The following is a 16,752-nucleotide window of genomic DNA, read 5'->3' as shown; positions in this document are numbered from 1 at the left end:
CGAATCCCGCGTTTGTGGCGGTTGTGCGCACAAGCTCCGAGGTGTGACCGGGGCCACGTACGTTCGCCCTACCCGATCTCGCAGGAGTAGGAAGCAATGACGCAATCACTCATCGAGCTGCGGAGCGCGACCAAGCGCTTCCCCGGCACCGGCGGTGGCATCCACACCGCCGTGCGCAATCTGAACCTCACGGTGCGGCCCGGCGAATTCGTCGCCGTCGTCGGCCCGACCGGATGCGGCAAGTCCACCACGTTGTCGCTGGTGTCCGGGCTGGAACCGGCCTCGGCCGGCCGGACGCTGGTGCGCGGCGAGGACGTCGACGGCATCCCGGACGGCATCGGCTACATGTTCCAGCAGGACGCGGTGCTGCCGTGGAAGAGCGTGCTGGACAACGTCGCGCTCGGCCCGCGCCTGCGCGGCGCGCCGAAAGCCGAAGCGCGCGCGAAGGCGTCGGGATGGGTGCGCAAGGTGGGCCTGGCCGGATTCGAGAGCTACTACCCCCATCAGCTGTCCGGCGGCATGCGCAAGCGGGTGGCGCTGGCGCAGACGCTGGTCAACGAGCCGGAGATCCTGCTGATGGACGAGCCGTTCAGCGCGCTGGACGTGCAGACCCGCCAGCTCATGCAGGACGAGCTGCTGCGGGTCTGGGCGGGCACCAACGCGGCGGTCATCTTCGTCACGCACGATCTGGAGGAAGCGATCGTGCTGGCCGACCGGGTGGTCGTGATGACCGCGAGCCCGGCCACCGTCTGCGGGGATTTCCCCGTCGGCTTGGCGCGGCCGCGCAGTGTCGAGGAGGTGCGCCTGACGACCGAGTTCCGCGACATCTACCAGGAGATCTGGCAGACGCTGCGCGATCAGGTCGAGGCCGCGCGCGCGAAGGGAGCTTCCCGTGTCGCATGACGTGCTGGCGCCCGACGCCGCCGCGCCGGTGGTGGAGAACGAGACCGAAGAGCAGATCCTGGCCAGGGTGCGCACCACCGCGCGGCGCGCACGGATCCGCACCTGGGGCCTGCGCGCCGCGCTGGTGGCGCTGTGGCTGGGCGCGTGGGAGCTCACCGCCACGGTGTGGATCGATCCCTTCTTCTACTCCAAGCCCTCGCTGATCTGGGCGCGATTGGTGGAATGGTTCACCGAGGGAACGCAATTCGGCTCGATCTGGCTGCAGATCTACACCACCGTGCAGGAAGCCGTGCTCGGTTTCGCGATCGGCACGGTGGCCGGCGTCGTGCTGGGCGTGCTGCTCGGCCGCAGCCGGTACTGGGCCGAAGTGCTCGCGCCGTTCATCAAGGCGCTCAACGCCGTTCCGCGCATCGTGCTGGCCTCGCTGTTCATCATCTGGTTCGGGCTCGGGCTCAGTTCCAAGGTCGCCACGGTGGTGGTGCTGGTGTTCTTCGCGGTGTTCTTCAACGCGTTCACCGGTGCGCGCGAGGTCGACGGCAACGTGATCGACAACGCCCGCATTCTCGGCGCGAGCCGCAGGCAGGTGCTGGTGTCGATCGTCCTGCCCAGCGCGACCACCTGGATCCTGTCCAGCCTGCACACCGCCTTCGGCTTCGCGCTGATCGGCGCGGTCGTGGGCGAATACGCCGGTGCCAGTAAGGGTTTGGGCCTGTTGATCAGCAATGCGCAAGGCACGTTCGACTCGGCGGGCATCTACGCGGGCATGATCGTCATCACCGTGATCGCGTTGATCGCCGAGTGGGGGATCGGCATGGCGGAGAACCGGTTGCTGAAGTGGCGGCCCTCGCAAGCGACCTCGAACCACGGGATCTGATCATGAGGTATCGCAAGCAGCTGGCGCTCGTGGCCGTCGCGATCGCGGCACTGCTGACCGTCACCGGATGCCGGGACTCCCGCACCATTCCGATGGCCGACGGGCGGCCGCAGATCACCATCATGGTGGGTGGCCTGGAGAAGGTGATCTATCTGCCCGCCATGCTCACTCAGCGACTCGGCTTCTTCGAGCGCAACGACATCGACGTGAGATTGCTCGGCGAGCAGTCCGGTGCCACGGCCGAGACCGCGCTGCTCACCGGCGATGTGCAGGGGGTGGTCGGGTTCTACGACCACACCATCGACCTGCAGGCCAAGGACCAGTGCATCCGCTCGGTGGTGCAGATGTCCGATGTGCCGGGCGAGGTGGAGCTGGTGTCGAAGGCGGACGCGGACATCACCTCGGTCGCCGACCTGCGCGGCAAGAAGCTGGGCGTGACCTCGCTCGGTTCCTCGACCGACTTCCTCACCCAGGCGCTCACCGGCCAGCAGGGCATGACGACCGCCGAGTACACCCGGGTGAAAGTCGGTGCGGGACAGACCTTCATCGCGGGCATGAACCACGACGGCATCGACGCGGGCATGACCACCGATCCCACCGTGGCGCAGATGGTGAACTCCGGGGAGGCGCGGATTTTGGTCGACATGCGCACCGAGGCGGGCACCCGGGCCGCGCTCGGCGGGCTGTACCCGGCGACGTCGCTGTACATGAACTGCGCCACGATCGACGCCCACCCGGACATCGTGCGCAAGCTCGCCGCCGCGTTCGTGCAGACGCTGCAATGGATCCGGACGCACACGCCCGAGGAGATCGCCGCGAAGATGCCGCCGCAGTACGCGAGCGCGGGCAAGGACCTCTACGTCCAGTCGATCCGCGACTCCATCGGCATGTTCAACGGCGACGGCCTGATGAAACCCGAGGGCGCGCAGAACGTGCTGGACATTCTCGGCAAGTACTCGAAGAACGTGCGTCCCGTGCGCGATCGCATCGACCTGTCGGAGACCTACACCACGCAGTTCGTGGAGGAGGCGTTGCGCGCGCCGCGCCAGTAGGCCGGTGACCACCCGTGCCGCCCGAAGCCGGTTGCGCTCGGGCGGCTCGGCCGGTCAGTGCTCGAAGACGCTCACGTCACCGGGTTCGGTTTCGAGCGCCTGCCGGTCGAACGCCAGCAGGGCGAGGAAGAAGACGCCGCCCGTAACGACCAATCCGGCGACTATCACGACCGGGACGACGGCGTCCGAGGGCGTCACCAGGACGAACAACGCGACGGCCGACCACACCAGCGCGGCGATGGCGACCGGCAATTCGAAGCGCCCGAGGTCGAACGCGCCTTTCCTGCGGTCCAACCGGCGGCGCACCGCCAGGTAGAGAACGACCGTCGAGGCGTAGATGAGGGCGGGCAGGATGGTCGACGCCGTGATCAGCTCCAGTAGCGCGTCACCCGGCAGGGCGATCATCAGGACCACACCCAGGAGAAAGATCAGGATCGTCGCCGGGACCGGTGTGTGCGTGCGAGGGTCGACCCGGCGCATCAGCCGGTGGGCGGGGAAGCGCGCGTCGCGGGACATCGCGAAAACCAGTCGCGAGCAGGCGGCCAGCACCACCATCCCGGCGCCGAAGAACGCGAACGTGATCGCCGCCAGCAGCGTCCGCTCCATCACCGGGCCGAGCTGATCGCGCATGATCGCCGCGACCGGCGAGCCGCTGGCACTGATGCGGGGGATGTCGTCGATCGCGACGGTGAGCGCGATCAGGAACAGCAGCCCCAGCATCCCGGCGGCCACCACCGATCCCACGATCGCGCGCGGGACGCTGCGATGCGGGTCCTTGGCCTCTTCGGCGAGGTTGGCCGCGGCGTCGAAGCCGACCAGCGTGCCGAGGCCCATGAGCATGGCGAGCATCAATCCGCCGCCGACGGTGAAGTAGTCGGGAGCGTTCTCGGTGACGCCGCGGGAGGCGAGGTTGCCGGGGGCGCCTCTACCGGTGATCATCACCGCGACGACGAGGGCGATCGCCAGCACCACCACGAGCCCGAGTTCGAGCCCCACCGCGCTGGTGTTGATCATGCTGACGAGGCGCGTCGAGGCGATGGCCAGCACCGCCTGGATGAACAGCACGATGAGCGTGATCAGCCGGGCGGTGTCCTCGTCCGGCTCGATGCCCGCGAGCGGCATGAAGGCCTGGCTCGCCAGCGCGTTGTCGACGGCCACCACGGCGATCGCCAGGTAGCAGAAGGTCACCCACCCGAACCACCAGCCGATCTTGGGGTTAGCCAGTCGCGATGCCCACTGGTAGGAGGAGCCGCTGAGCGGGATGCGCGCCGCGAACTGCGCGACCACCAACGCCACCAGCGCCTGCCCTACCGCCGCGACGATCCAGAGCCAGATACCCACCGGACCGGCGTTGCGCAATACGTCGTCGTAGGTCGCGAAGATGCCGACCGCCACCGAGATGAACGCGAACGAGATCGCGAACACCTGGAAGGAGCCGAGGGTCCGTTCCAGCTCCTGCCGGTAGCCGCCGGCCTCGACGGAATTCTCGTCGGCCTGCGAGTGCGCCGAAGCTCGCGCCACCTTCGCCACCTCACCTTCGATAGACGTGGTGTACCGACCCGGAGGTCGATCGGGAAGGCATCAGGTTCAGAGATTGTGGCGACCGGTCTGCCACCGATCATCCCTTTCCACCCGGGCGATGTCACTGCTCCTTCGCGGAACTAAGTTCCGGAGCCGCCGCTGATCTTCTCAACCGTGGAGACACCGCACCATAGACCGACATGAGAGTTGGTCCCACAAGCCGGTGTACGCCACGGCGGCCGAGGTGCGCGTGCATTATCTGATCGGATTCGTCGGGCTGGCGTGCTTCCTGCTGCTGGCATGGTTGCCCAGTACCGACCGCCGCGCCGCCGCCGGAAGGCTGCCGCGGATCGCGGTCCTGTTGCTCCTGCAGTTCGCGCTCGGTTACCTGTTGCTGAAAACGGGGATCGGGGGGACCGTGATCCGGGCGGTCAGCGACACTTTCGCCCATATCCTCGGCTACGCCGCGCAGGGCACCGCGTTCGTGTTCGGCGACCTGCCCGGCGTCGGCGACAGCGGGCCCGCCTTCCTCTTCGCGGTGCTGATGCCGATCGTGCTCGTCTCCGCGCTGATCGGGATTTTGCAGCATCTGCGGGTGCTGCCGTTCGTCATCAAGTACCTCGGCCTGCTGCTGGCGTGGGTGAGCGGCTTCGGCAAGATCGAGTCGTTCAACGCGGTCGCCTCCGCCATCCTCGGTCAGTCCGAGGTGTTCATCTCGCTGCGCGCCATGCTCGACGACATCCCGTCGCAGCGGATGTACACCTTGGCGGCCTCGGCGATGTCGACGGTCTCGGCGGGCATCCTCGGCGCCTACATGCAACTGATCGACCCGAGGTACGTGATCGCGGCCATCGTGCTGAACATGCTGGGCGCTTTCGTGGTGTGCTCGCTGATCAACCCCTACGCGGTTACCGCCGAAGACGACGCGCGGCTGCTCGGCGAGGAGATCTCCGACAGCCGTAAGGCGCAATCGTTCTTCGAGATGCTCACCGAATACATCCTGGTGGGATTCAAGGTGGCCTTCACCGTCGCGGCGATGCTGATCGGATTCATCGCTCTGCTGGCGATGATCAACGGAATCTTCGCCGCCCTGTTCCACGGCACCACGTTCCAGGATCTGATGGGGCACATCTTCGCCCCCGCCGCCTGGCTGACCGGCATCCCGTGGGACGAGGCGGCGGCCGCGGGCCGATTCATGGGCACCAAGCTGGTGTCCAACGAGGTGGTCGCCATGCAGGAGCTGAACCGGCAACACGGGGGACTGTCCGACCGCACCGTCGCGATCGTGTCCACCTACCTGGTGTCGTTCGCGAACTTCTCCACCATCGCCATCGTCACCGGCGCGGTCCGCAGCCTCAGTGCGAAGCAGGGCAGCGTCATCGCCCGCAACGGGCTCCGCCTGCTCTACGGCGCCACCCTGGTCAGCTGCCTGTCCGCCACCATCGTCGGGCTCTTGAGTTAGTACCGCTTCAGCCGCCCCTCATCGAGTATTCCTGCGCTCGATGAGATCGATAGCGGTGAACTCGCCGAGCCGCGCGCTGGTCTTGCCCTCCGAAACTTGACGAACAATATCTTTGAATTGCCAGAAAATAGTTCTCGATTGCGGTGTGGTGCCCTCCACGGTCTGGGCGTAGGCGGGATCGAGCAATCTGATTTCATGCGCCTTCGGGAGATTCCAGTACGGAATCATCGGCGAGAGGTGGTGATCCAGGTGGTAGCCCTCGTTGTGTATACCCAGCAAATGGTAGGAGATCGGACCCAGCGCGCGATGGCGAGTGGTTTTTAGGTCGATGTCGTTGTTCCCGACGAGGGGGAAATGTTCCAGCAACGCCAGATACCAGTTGATCAGCGGGAACACGAGCAGCAGTGGAATGATCCAGTAGAGCATGAATTGGGAGCCGTAACCGGCTGTCCAGCAGAGTAGACCCAGCATCGCCACGTAGCACACCACTGCCAACCCGGGACGGATCTCGGCCCGGGTTCCGGAGAGTCTCAGCTCCTTCACGATAGCCGATATCTCCCGCCCCAGTAGCGGCATCAGCATGTGACGCCGTACGAAATTCGTGCCGGATTGTGGCTTGTACAAGCCTGCGGCGATATGTGCCCGAAAGTCGGGATCTCTGCGCACATCGCCGAAACTGCCGTGATGATCTCGAATGTGGCTCCGCCGGAACGCTTCGAACGGTTGAAGAATCACATACCCCGAGAACCACGTTCCCAGAAACTTGTTGACGCGCTCGTCCTTGGCCAGCGTCCCGTGCACGGCTTCGTGAACCAGTGTCCCGAGCGCGCGCTGCCTGGTTCCGATAACAGTCAGCCCCACGGTGAGATAAACGAGCCACCACAGCCACCCCGACAGTTGCTCGCAGATTATTACAACGGCCGCGATGACAGCCCAGTCACCGAGCAAGGCCAAGGGCCCGTGCCAGTTGTCCAGCTGTCGAAGGGTTTTGATCTCGGCGTCGATTTCGGGGGCGAACCTGTAGCGGGGTACTCGACCAGGAAGTGGAGCGATGCCATCATTTTGCCGTTCCTCGATCAACATCGCATCCTTGCTGCGGCTTCCTGCCGCTGACGGGTCCGCTGCCGACCGGTGGTACTCGACCGGATCGGCACGTGGGGTGAAGAGAGGCGGGAGTCCTCGATGCAAACACCTCCGGCTCCGCTCGGCACGCGTCGCCATCGATCTTCTCGGCGTGTTTGCACCGACTCGCCGGTCCGGCGCCGCCGGAAGCCGCCGGTAACGCGGACGGCCGTGGGCGGATGCGGCGGCTGATGGTCAGGCGTTTGCTTCCTCGGCCGCACGCAGTTCGGCCTTCCATTCCCTGAAGCCTTCCTCGGTGCGGCCCCGGCGCCAATACCCGGAGATCGACGCTGCCCACTCCGCGGTAACGCCTCGATCCCGGCGGATATACCGCCGCAGATTCTTCATGATCGCCTCTGCTTCGCCGTGGATGAACACCTGGACCTGTCCCGGCGCCCACGACGCGGCGCGGACGGTTTCGGCGAGCACTTCGCCGGGCGACCGGACGCCGCGGTGCAGCCATGTCAGCTCGATGCCGTCTGGCTTCTTCAACGGCAATTCGTCGTCCGGACCGGCGACCTCCACGAACGCCAGTCCGGACGCTTCGGCGGGCATCGCCTCCAGCGCGGCGGCGATGGCGGGCAGCGCAGCCTCGTCACCGGCCAGCAGATGCCAATCGGCATCCGGGCGCGGGGAGTAGGCGCCGCCGGGGCCGTACAAGTCGATGGTGTCACCGGGCTCGACGGCGGCTGCCCAAGGTCCGGCGATGCCCTCCGTGCCGTGGTAGACGAAATCCACCGCGATCTCCCCGGCGACGGGGTCGACCGACCGGACGGTGTAGGTGCGGACCACCTCGTCTCCGTCCTGCGGGAAGATGAACTTCACATACGAGTCGGTGAACTCGCTGGGCCGGAACGCGGCGAAGCCGGGGCCACCGAGGTGCACCCGGATCAGGTGCGGGGTCAGCCATTCCGTGCGCTGCACCGTGAGGGTGGTGCGGGGACGTGCCAAGGGAACCTCCGATAAATGTTATTAGGATTGCCTTACTTACCCTACTCGTGTTCGGCTCAGGGTGCGGCCAACCGCTGACGGCGCGCCGCGCGGGCGAGAAGATGATGCCCATGACGCAGTCCGTGCCGACATCGACCCACGCCGTGCAACAGCGCTACCGCGATCCTCGACCGGTCGAACCCGCGCAGTGGAATCAGGTCCTGCAAGTGCTGCACGAACACCGCTCGGTGCGCCGCTATCTGTCCGATCCGGTGCCCGATGCCACGCTGCGACTGCTGATCTCCGCGGCGCAGTCCGCGCCGACCTCGTCGAATCTCCAGGTCTGGAGCGTCGTCGCGGTGCGCGACCCGCAGCGCAAGGCACGCTTGGCCGCGCTCGCGGGCGACCAGGCCCACATCGTCCAGGCGCCGGTGCTGCTGGTCTGGACGGCCGACTTCGCCCGCCTGCGCCAGCTCGCCGAAGACCGGAGCGCGCCGCTGGAGGGCGCGGACTACCTCGAGTCGAGCTACGTCGGCTTCATCGACGCCGCGCTGGCGGCGCAGAACGCGGTCGTGGCGGCGGAATCGCTCGGACTCGGCACCGTCTACATCGGCGCGCTGCGCAACAAGCCGGAAGAAGTCGCCGCCGAGCTGGGCCTGCCGCCGCAGGTCTTCGCCGTCTTCGGCTTGGTGGTCGGCCACCCCGACCCCGCCGAGGCCGCGCGGGTGAAACCGCGTCTTCCGCAGGAAGCCGTTCTGCACCGAGAAACCTACGATCTTGCCGCGCAGCGGGCGCACGTGGCCGAGTACGAGACCCGGATCGCGGAATTCTATGCCGAGCAACAGCTCGCGCATTCCTGGACCGAGCGTGTGCTGGCCCGGCTGGCCTCGGCGGCGGCGCTCAACGGCAGGCACCGGCTGCGCGAATCGCTGACCAACCACGGCTTCCGGTTGCACTGACCGGCCTCATGCCGCGACCTTCTCGGTGAGCAGTTCGAACGATCGGGCGCGGTCGTCGATGTCGTAGACCAGCGTGTTGATCATCAGCTCGTCGGCCCGCGTGCGCTCGAGCAGGTCCGCGAGCTGACCGCGCACCGTCTCCGGCGAGCCGAGCACCTGCCCGGCCCGGCGCTGCCGGATGAACGCGCGCTCGTGCTCCGACGGGCGGAACGCGGCCGCTTCCTCCGGCGTGGCCAGCGCCTGCGGCGTGCCGCGCACCAGGTTCAGGAAAGCCAGGTCGCGCGGACCGGCGAGGGCATCGGCGCGCTCGTCGGTATCAGCGCAGATCGCCGCGACCGCCACCATCGCGTACGGGCGCTCCAGCTGCTCCGACGGCCGGAAATGCTCGCGGTAGAGCGCGAGCGCGGGCTCGGTGTTGTCGGGGCTGATGTGGTGCGCGAAGGCGAACGGGAGCCCGAGCATCGCGGCGACCTGGGCGCTGTAGCCGCTGGAACCCAGCAGCCAGATCTCCGGTTCCTCGCCGCGACCCGGCGTCGCGGCGATGCCGCCGGGATCGGCGCCGCGGAAGTAGCCCAGCAAAGCGGCCAGTTCCTGAGGGAAGGATTCCGCCGACAATCCGTCCGCGGTCCGTCGCAGCGCACGGGCGGTCGCCTGATCGGTGCCGGGCGCGCGTCCGATGCCGAGGTCGATCCGGCCGGGATGCAGCGCGTGCAGGGTGCCGAACTGCTCGGCGACCACGAGCGGCGCGTGATTGGGCAGCATCACCCCGCCGGAGCCGACCCGGATCGTCGAGGTGGCGGCGGCCAGGTGGGCCAGCAGCACGCTCGGCGCCGAGCTGGCGATGCCGGGCATGTTGTGGTGTTCGGCGACCCAGAAGCGGTGATAGCCCAAAGCCTCGGTGCGCCTGGCCAATTCGGTGGTGGCGTCCAGCCCCTCACGGACGGTGCGGCCGGACTGCACCGGCGCCAGATCCAGCACGGACAGCGGGACGTCGATCATGGGTCTCCTCCACAGTGGCGAACTCCACTGCCAACGCCGCCCGTCCCCGGTGTATTTCGCGCGGCCGCCTCAGCCGCGTGCGATCGTACGAAAGACCTCGATGGTCTCCTGCTCGTCCTGGGTGGTGCCGTGGTCGCTGAGCTTGACGATGACGGTGCCGCTGGGCGGGTCCACGTAGACGTACTGGCCGTACACGCCGACGGCGGTGAGGTCGGCACCGTCCCCGCCGGTCGGGTGCCACCATTGCGCGCTGTAGGGCCAGCCGCCCACCCGGTGCGGCGCCGGCGTGCGAATGCGGTCGATCCAGGCGGGCGGCACGATCTGCGCGTCGCCTGCCCGCCCGCCGTCCAGCACCAGCCGGCCGATCTTGGCGAAATCGCGGGCGGTCGCGTTCAGGCAGCAGAACGCTTTCTCCTGGCCCCCGGAGCGATCGAGGTTCCACAGCGCGTCGTCCTCGGCGCCGATCGGCCCCCAGATGTCGCGCTCCAGCAATTCGGCCAGCGGCAGGCCTTCGACCCGCGCCAGCGCCATGCCCAGCAATTGGGTGTCCACGCTGCGGTACTCGCCCGCGCTGCCCGGCGGGAACCGCAGGCCGTGATGGTCGCGGACGAAGCCGGCCAGATCCTCGGTGAGATACATCCGCGCGGTGCCCGTCAGTGGCAGATACTTGTTGTAGTTCTCCGATACGTCTACCCCGGAGGCCATGTCCAGCAAGTCGCGGATGGTGACGCTGTCGTACTCGCCGCCGGTGGTCAGCTCGGGCAGGATCCGGACCAAGCGGTCGTCCTCGGTGAGTTTCCCCGCCGCGACGGCTCGGCCGGTCAGCAGCGACACGATGGACTTCACCACCGACCACGAGGACTGGCGGGTGGTCGCGGTGAAGCCGTCGCGATACCACTCGTGTGTCACAGTGCCGTCGCGCAGGACGAGAAACGAATTGGTGTGCGTGGTGCCGAGGAAATCGGCCATCGAGAGGTGCGAGCCCTTCCAGGGCACCTGGTCTGGCAGCGGCCGCGGTGCTCTCGGGAGGGGACGCGGGGCGGGGGAGGCGGCCACCGTCCGGCTCTCGAACAGCGCGCCCTGTGCCGACGGCGGGTCGGTCAGCAGGCGCAGCAGTGTCGGCGGCGACGGGATGTGCAGGACGGTCGCCGTCGCGAACGCCGCGCCGACCAGGACGGCGACGATCACGAACAGGACGACGACGGCGCGCAGCGCGAAACGGCCGGGTCGCCGCCTGCGCCGGGGCGATGCTTCGGTCATGACGAAAGCCCATCAGTAGGGGATCCGATGATGGCACGCCCGACGCCCGCTCCGGTAGGTCCGCACCGCGGCGGCGGTCGGCCCAGAGACGACGCGCGCGCCGGCCGGGCGGTAGCGTGGCCCCCTGGGCCGGACCGTGCGATGATCCGACATCGTGTTCCGGCGTACCGGCAGGCGACCGGCGCCGCTGCCCAGCGAGGGAAGGACCGCAGTATGACAGCCTCCGACCGTCACCTTCAGGACGCGGGACCCTCGGATCCGGCGGACGGCGGGGACTCGGAAGGCTACGCGCGGGGCCTGAGCCCGCGCACCATTCAGATGATCGCCATCGGCGGCGCGATCGGCACGGGCCTGTTCTACGGCGCGGGCGGCGCGATCGAGCAGGCGGGCCCCGGTCTCATCCTCGCCTATCTGGCGGCGGGCCTGGCCATCTTCGTGATCATGCGGGCGCTCGGCGAATTGCTGACCTACCGGCCGATCTCGGGCAGTTTCGCCGAGTACGCGCACGAATTCCTCGGCCGCTTCGCCGGTTTCGCGACCGGCTGGTCGTACTGGGCGGTGTGGGTGGCCACCTGCATGGCCGAGATCACCGTGGCAGGCAAGTACGTGGAGTACTGGTTCGACATCGCGCCGTGGGTCACCGCGCTGGTCGTGCTCGCGGTGATGTTCTGCGCCAACTTGATCTCGGTGCGGCTGTTCGGCGAGGGCGAGTTCTGGTTCTCCACCATCAAGGTGACCGCGATCGTCGGCATGATCCTGCTCGGCATCGGCGTGCTGCTGTTCGGTTTCGGTCACGCGCCCGACCCCACCGTCACCAATCTGTGGGCCGACGGGGGCGTGTTCCCCAACGGTCTCGGCCAGTCGCTGCTGGTGTTGCAGATCGTGCTGTTCGCCTATGTCGGTGTGGAGTTGGTCGGCGTCACCGCGGGGGAGGCGCGCGAGCCCCGCAAGACGCTGCGCAAGGCGATCAACACGCTTCCCTTCCGGATCGGCCTGTTCTACGTCGGCGCGCTCGTGGTGATCATGGCGGTGTCCAGCTGGCGCACCTTCCACGCGGGCAAGAGCCCGTTCGTGGAGGTCTTCGAGCAGATCGGCATCCCCGGCGCGGCGGGCATCGTCAACTTCGTGCTGCTCACCGCGGCATTGTCGTCGTGCAACTCGGGGATCTACTCGACCGGCCGGATGCTGCGCACCCTGTCGCTGCGCGGCGAGGCGCCCGCCGGGCTGAGCAAGCTGAGCGCGAACGCGGTGCCCTACACCGGGATCATCGCGTCTGCGGCGGCGATGGTGATCGGTGTGGTGGTCAACATCATCTCCCCGGACAAGGCGTTCGCCTACATCACCTCGGTGTCGACCATCGGCATCATCTTCGTCTGGGGCGTCATCCTGGTCTGTCACCTGCTCTACCGGGCCAAGGTGGCCCGCGGTGAGTTGCCCGCGAGCGACTACCGGCTGCCCGCCGCGCCCTACACCACCGTGCTGGCGCTGGCGTTCCTCGGGCTGGTGGTCGTGCTGCTGCTGTTCACCGACAGCGGGCGCACCGCGATCGTCGTCGGCGTGGTGTGGGCGGCGCTGGTGTCGGCCGGGTACCTCGCGCTGCGCAAGATCGGTGACTCCAGCGCCGCGACCGACCCCGTGCGCACCAGCTGACGGGCGGTCGTCGCTAGGCGGCCGCGAAGAGGGCGACAGCGCCGGCCGTCTCCACCACGCCGTAGAACCAGGTCGGGTAGAAGGCCGTCCGCTCATCGAGCACGGCGGACGCCACCCGGCCGACGGCCATGCCCGCCAGCGCCGCGCCGACGGCGACCATGATCCCGCCACGCAGCGTTCCGAGGTCCGCCGCGGCCACCGCGAGCACGGCCGCCATCGCGAGGCCGAAGCCGCCGTAGACGGCGCGCACTTCGTATCGGGCGCTCGCCTCGGTGAGCCGGACGCCGAACGGCCGGATCAGCGCGGCGGGCGCGGCGAGTGCGTACACGCCCATGCCGAGGAAGAAAACACCGACTACTCCGCACACTGCCTGCGCCACTGCGACCTCCAACTCTCCGGTTCGGTTCGGGAAGCCCAGCTTGCGCCAGGGTCGGGGCCGGACGCTTCCGAAAACCCGCTGCCTCGAGTCGTGTCGGCGCTCACCGGGCCTGCTTCGCGAGTCGGTCGGTCGCAGGCCGCCGGGGCATCATGGCCGCGGCCACGACCATCACCACGGCCATCACCGCGATCGTGACGAAGACCAGATGCACCGCCGAGGCCAGTGCGGCGGGCAGCGGGTGATCGGTATGGCCGACCCGCGAATTCACGATCGCGCCGAACACCGCGACGCCCACCGCGCTGCCGATCGAGCGCGCGAACATGTTGGCGGAGGTCACCACGCCCCGTTCGGTCCATTCGGCGCTGGTCTGCGCCGCGATCAGGGTCGGAGTCGCGACCAGGCCCATACCGGCGCCGATGACGAAGCACGACCCGGCGACCTGCCACAGCGCCGAGTGCTCGGTGATCAGCAGCGTGCTCGCGGCGCCGAGCGCCGCCAAGCCGCTGCCGATCAGGGCGGTCGCGCGGAAGCCGATGCGCAGGTACACCTTTCCGGCTTGGGACGCGGCCAGCGGCCAGCCCAGCGTGAGCGCGCCGACCGTCAGGCCCGCGACCAGCGCTCCCGTGCCGAGCACACCCTGGGTGAAGGTCGGCACATAGGAGGTCGCGCCGAGCAGGACGGCGCCGATCAGCACCGACACCAGGCTGCTGGCGATCACCACCCGCCGGGTGAACACCCACAGCGGCAGGATCGGATTGCGCGCCCTGCGTTCGACCAGCCCGAACAGCACGAGCAGGAGCACGCCGCCCGCGAAGATCGCGACGCTCACCGGCGAGGACCACGCCCAGGCCTGGCCACCCTCGAGCAGTCCGAGGATCAACGCGCCCGCCCCCACCGCCAGCAGCGCCGCACCCGGATAGTCGACGCTCTGCCTGCGGCGCGGCGCGGCCTCGGCGAAATTGCGCACCAGCATCCATCCGGCCAGCGCGCACAGCGGAAGGTTGATCAGGAAGATCCAGCGCCAGCTGACGTACTCGGCGAACAGGCCGCCCAGCAACGGGCCCGCCACACTCGACATGGCCCACACGCTGGCCAGATATCCCTGGACCTTGGCGCGCTCCGACAGCGTGTACAGGTCGCCCGCGATCGTCATCGTCATCGGCTGGATCGCTCCGGCGCCGATGCCCTGGACGGCGCGGAAGAAGATCAGCCCGAGCATGCTGGTCGCCACGCCGCACAGCAGCGAACCCAGTGCGAACATCGCGATCCCGAACAGGATCACGGGTTTACGCCCTACGGTGTCGGCGAGCTTGCCGTAGATCGGCACCGTCACCGCCTGCGCCAGCAGATAGATGGAGAACAACCAGGGGAACTGCGCGAAGCCGCCGAGGCTGTCGGTGATGGTGAGCACCGCCGTGGCGATGACCGTCGAGTCGAGCGCGACCAGCGCGGTCGCCAGCATCAGCGAGCCGAGGATGGCGCCGCGCTCGGATCGGAGCCCTACGGACGCCGTCACAGTCTCGGTCGCCACCGCGGCCCCTCTCGTTCGCCTGTCTAACCACTCGAACGACCGTATCCGCCCTCCGGCTATTCCCGCATACGGATTTTTCGTGTTCGGAGCGGCCCGGCCACCGCGGCGTCGGTCCGGCGGGACCGAAATCGTCGGTGGCCGGCGCCCCGGGTCACCGGTGCGGGTCCGCCCCGGTCGGGGGCGGCTGTGCCTCGAGGACGGCGAGTTCCTCGTCGGTGAGCAGTCGCGAGCGGATCAGGAAGCGCACCCCTTCGGGCGCCTCCAGGGAGAACCCGCTGCCCCGGCCCGGCACCACGTCGACGGTGAGATGGGTGTGCCGCCAATACTCGTACTGGTCGGCGCTCATCCAGAACGGGGTGTCCGCCGCCGGATACCCCAGCAGCACGTCCGACGCGCCGACCCGGAATTCGCCGCGCGGATAGCACATCGGCGCACTGCCGTCACAGCAGCCGCCGGACTGATGGAACATCACCGGGCCGTGCTGCTCGATCAGTCGGCGCAGCAGCGCTCGCGCCGGTCCGGTGAACTCGACGCGACCGTCCGGATCCGGCATCAGAAGAATCCGAGTTTGTCCGGCGAGTAGCTGACCAGCAGATTCTTGGTCTGCTGGTAGTGGTCGAGCATCATGCGGTGGTTCTCGCGCCCGATGCCGGACTTCTTGTAGCCGCCGAAGGCGGCGTGCGCGGGGTAGGCGTGATAGCAGTTGGTCCACACCCGGCCCGCCTTGATCTGGCGGCCGAGGCGGTAGGCGGCGTTGATGTCGCGAGTCCATACCCCCGCGCCGAGTCCGTAGAGGGTGTCGTTGGCGATCTTCAGCGCCTCGTCGACGGAGTCGAACGTGGTCACCGACACGACCGGTCCGAAGATCTCCTCCTGGAAGATCCGCATGTCGTTGCGCCCGGAGAAGATCGTCGGCTCGACGTAGAAACCGCCGGGGAACTCGTCGACCTTGCGCGGGCCGCCGCCGGTGAGCACCTCGGCGCCCTCCTGACGGCCGATGTCGATGTAGGACAGGATCTTTTCGAACTGGTCGTTGCTGGCCTGCGCGCCGATCATGGTGGCCTCGTCGAGCGGGTTGCCGCTGCGGATGGCTTTGGTGCGTTCGATACACCGGGCGATGAACTCGTCGTAGATCGAGGAGTGGATCAGCGCGCGGGACGGGCAGGTGCACACTTCGCCCTGGTTGAGCGCGAACATCACGAAGCCCTCCACCGCTTTGTCGAGGAAGGCGTCGTCGGCGGCCATGATGTCGGGCAGGAAGATGTTGGGACTCTTTCCGCCCAGTTCGAGCGTGACCGGGATGATGTTCTCGCTGGCGTACTGCATGATCAGCCTGCCGGTGGTGGTCTCCCCGGTGAAGGCCACCTTGGCCACGCGCGGGCTGGCCGCCAGCGGCTTGCCCGCCTCGACACCGAAACCGTTGACCACGTTGAGAACTCCCGGCGGCAGCAGATCGGCGATCAGCTCCACGACCTTCAGGATCGAGGCCGGGGTCTGCTCCGCGGGCTTGAGCACCACCGCGTTCCCCGCGGCGAGGGCGGGTGCGAGCTTCCAGGTGGCCATGAGGATCGGGAAGTTCCAGGGAATGATCTGCCCGACGACGCCGAGAGGTTCGTGGAAGTGGTAGGCGATGGTGTCGGCGTCGATCTCGCTGATGCCGCCTTCCTGGGCGCGGACCGCCCCGGCGAAGTAGCGGAAGTGATCGACCGCCAAGGGCAGGTCGGCGGCCAGCGTTTCCCGGACCGGCTTGCCGTTCTCCCAGGTCTCGGCCACTGCCAGCGCCTCGAGGTTGTCCTCGATCCGGTCGGCGATCTTGTTGAGCAGGTTGGCTCGCTCGGTGGTCGACGTGGCGCCCCACGCGTCGGCCGCCTGGTGCGCGGCATCCAAGGCCAGTTCGATATCGGCGGCCGACGACCGCGCCACCTCGCAGAAGGTCTGGCCGTCCACCGGCGAGGGATTCTCGAAGTAACGGCCTTCCACCGGGGCGGTCCACGCACCGCCGATGAAATTGTCGTAGCGCTTTGCGAATTCGACGACGCTGCCCTCGGTTCCCGGCTTCGCGTAACTCATGGCGGGTGACTCCTCGCTGGTTGCGGACGTGATGCACACG

Annotated in this window: 15 protein-coding genes; 6 read left to right on the top strand and 9 right to left on the bottom strand. The window is 68.0% G+C overall.

From position 1 onward, the window contains the following. Positions 1-96: 96 nt before the first annotated feature. From ABZ803_RS18585 to ABZ803_RS18575, 3 genes are read left to right on the top strand one after another with little or no spacing between them, the layout of a single operon-like run. A complete protein-coding gene (locus ABZ803_RS18585) occupies positions 97-903 on the top strand; it encodes an ABC transporter ATP-binding protein (protein ID WP_357039297.1) in 807 nt (268 codons plus the stop codon). After that, positions 893-1,777 carry an ABC transporter permease gene (locus ABZ803_RS18580; protein ID WP_357039294.1) on the top strand — a complete coding sequence of 295 codons (885 nt, stop codon included), beginning with the start codon at positions 893-895 and terminating at the stop codon, positions 1,775-1,777. The genes ABZ803_RS18585 and ABZ803_RS18580 overlap by 11 nt, the downstream gene beginning before the upstream one ends. A gap of 2 nt (positions 1,778-1,779) precedes the next feature. Then, positions 1,780-2,829 carry an ABC transporter substrate-binding protein gene (locus ABZ803_RS18575; RefSeq protein ID WP_357039291.1) on the top strand — a complete coding sequence of 350 codons (1,050 nt, stop codon included), beginning with the start codon at positions 1,780-1,782 and terminating at the stop codon, positions 2,827-2,829. 54 nt (positions 2,830-2,883) lie between these two features. Here the strand turns inward: ABZ803_RS18575 and ABZ803_RS18570 are convergent, their stop codons facing one another. Then, complete coding sequence (locus ABZ803_RS18570; protein WP_357039288.1) at positions 2,884-4,350, bottom strand: amino acid permease; 1,467 nt, start codon at positions 4,348-4,350, stop codon at positions 2,884-2,886. A 250-nt stretch (positions 4,351-4,600) separates the two neighbouring features. Here ABZ803_RS18570 and ABZ803_RS18565 point away from each other — a divergent pair, with 250 nt between their 5' ends. Next, on the top strand, positions 4,601-5,812 hold the full coding sequence (locus tag ABZ803_RS18565) for a nucleoside transporter C-terminal domain-containing protein (RefSeq protein ID WP_357039926.1): 1,212 nt from the start codon (positions 4,601-4,603) through the stop codon (positions 5,810-5,812). Between the two features lie 18 nt (positions 5,813-5,830). Here ABZ803_RS18565 and ABZ803_RS18560 read toward each other — a convergent pair whose 3' ends face one another. Both ABZ803_RS18560 and ABZ803_RS18555 read right to left on the bottom strand, forming a co-directional pair. Then, the gene (locus ABZ803_RS18560) at positions 5,831-6,895 is read right to left on the bottom strand and encodes a fatty acid desaturase family protein (protein ID WP_357039285.1); all 1,065 of its coding nucleotides are present in this window, start codon (positions 6,893-6,895) and stop codon (positions 5,831-5,833) included. A 234-nt stretch (positions 6,896-7,129) separates the two neighbouring features. Beyond that, entirely contained in the window at positions 7,130-7,885 is a 756-nt protein-coding gene (locus ABZ803_RS18555) for a siderophore-interacting protein (protein WP_357039282.1), read from the bottom strand. 110 nt (positions 7,886-7,995) lie between these two features. Here ABZ803_RS18555 and ABZ803_RS18550 point away from each other — a divergent pair, with 110 nt between their 5' ends. Then, complete coding sequence (locus tag ABZ803_RS18550; RefSeq protein WP_357039279.1) at positions 7,996-8,823, top strand: NADPH-dependent oxidoreductase; 828 nt, start codon at positions 7,996-7,998, stop codon at positions 8,821-8,823. A gap of 6 nt (positions 8,824-8,829) precedes the next feature. Here the strand turns inward: ABZ803_RS18550 and ABZ803_RS18545 are convergent, their stop codons facing one another. Together ABZ803_RS18545 and ABZ803_RS18540 are read right to left on the bottom strand one after the other, a co-directional pair. After that, positions 8,830-9,822: an LLM class flavin-dependent oxidoreductase gene (locus tag ABZ803_RS18545; protein ID WP_357039276.1), complete on the bottom strand. Its 993-nt coding sequence runs from the start codon at positions 9,820-9,822 to the stop codon at positions 8,830-8,832. A 69-nt stretch (positions 9,823-9,891) separates the two neighbouring features. Then, the gene (locus ABZ803_RS18540; RefSeq protein WP_357039273.1) at positions 9,892-11,082 is read right to left on the bottom strand and encodes a serine hydrolase; all 1,191 of its coding nucleotides are present in this window, start codon (positions 11,080-11,082) and stop codon (positions 9,892-9,894) included. Positions 11,083-11,295: 213 nt separating this feature from the next. On the opposite strand from ABZ803_RS18540, the gene ABZ803_RS18535 reads away from it, so the two are divergent. After that, positions 11,296-12,732 carry an amino acid permease gene (locus tag ABZ803_RS18535; protein ID WP_357039270.1) on the top strand — a complete coding sequence of 479 codons (1,437 nt, stop codon included), beginning with the start codon at positions 11,296-11,298 and terminating at the stop codon, positions 12,730-12,732. 13 nt (positions 12,733-12,745) lie between these two features. Here ABZ803_RS18535 and ABZ803_RS18530 read toward each other — a convergent pair whose 3' ends face one another. The 4 genes from ABZ803_RS18530 to ABZ803_RS18515 form a co-directional block, all read right to left on the bottom strand. Continuing rightward, a complete protein-coding gene (locus tag ABZ803_RS18530) occupies positions 12,746-13,111 on the bottom strand; it encodes a DUF4345 family protein (protein ID WP_357039267.1) in 366 nt (121 codons plus the stop codon). Positions 13,112-13,211: 100 nt separating this feature from the next. Next, a complete protein-coding gene (locus tag ABZ803_RS18525; protein ID WP_357039264.1) occupies positions 13,212-14,642 on the bottom strand; it encodes an MDR family MFS transporter in 1,431 nt (476 codons plus the stop codon). A 151-nt stretch (positions 14,643-14,793) separates the two neighbouring features. After that, complete coding sequence (locus tag ABZ803_RS18520) at positions 14,794-15,195, bottom strand: DUF779 domain-containing protein (protein ID WP_357039261.1); 402 nt, start codon at positions 15,193-15,195, stop codon at positions 14,794-14,796. Next, positions 15,195-16,712 (bottom strand): aldehyde dehydrogenase family protein, encoded by a 1,518-nt coding sequence (locus tag ABZ803_RS18515; RefSeq protein ID WP_357039258.1) that lies wholly within the window; start codon positions 16,710-16,712, stop codon positions 15,195-15,197. Before ABZ803_RS18515 ends, ABZ803_RS18520 begins: the two co-directional genes overlap by 1 nt. Between the last annotated feature and the right edge of the window lie 40 nt (positions 16,713-16,752).

This window comes from Nocardia sp. NPDC047648, from assembly GCF_040642815.1.
Taxonomy (GTDB): Bacteria; Actinomycetota; Actinomycetes; order Mycobacteriales; family Mycobacteriaceae; genus Nocardia; species Nocardia gamkensis.
The sequence above is the reverse complement of the archived record's forward strand: the minus strand, read 5'-3'. Positions and strand labels throughout refer to the sequence as shown.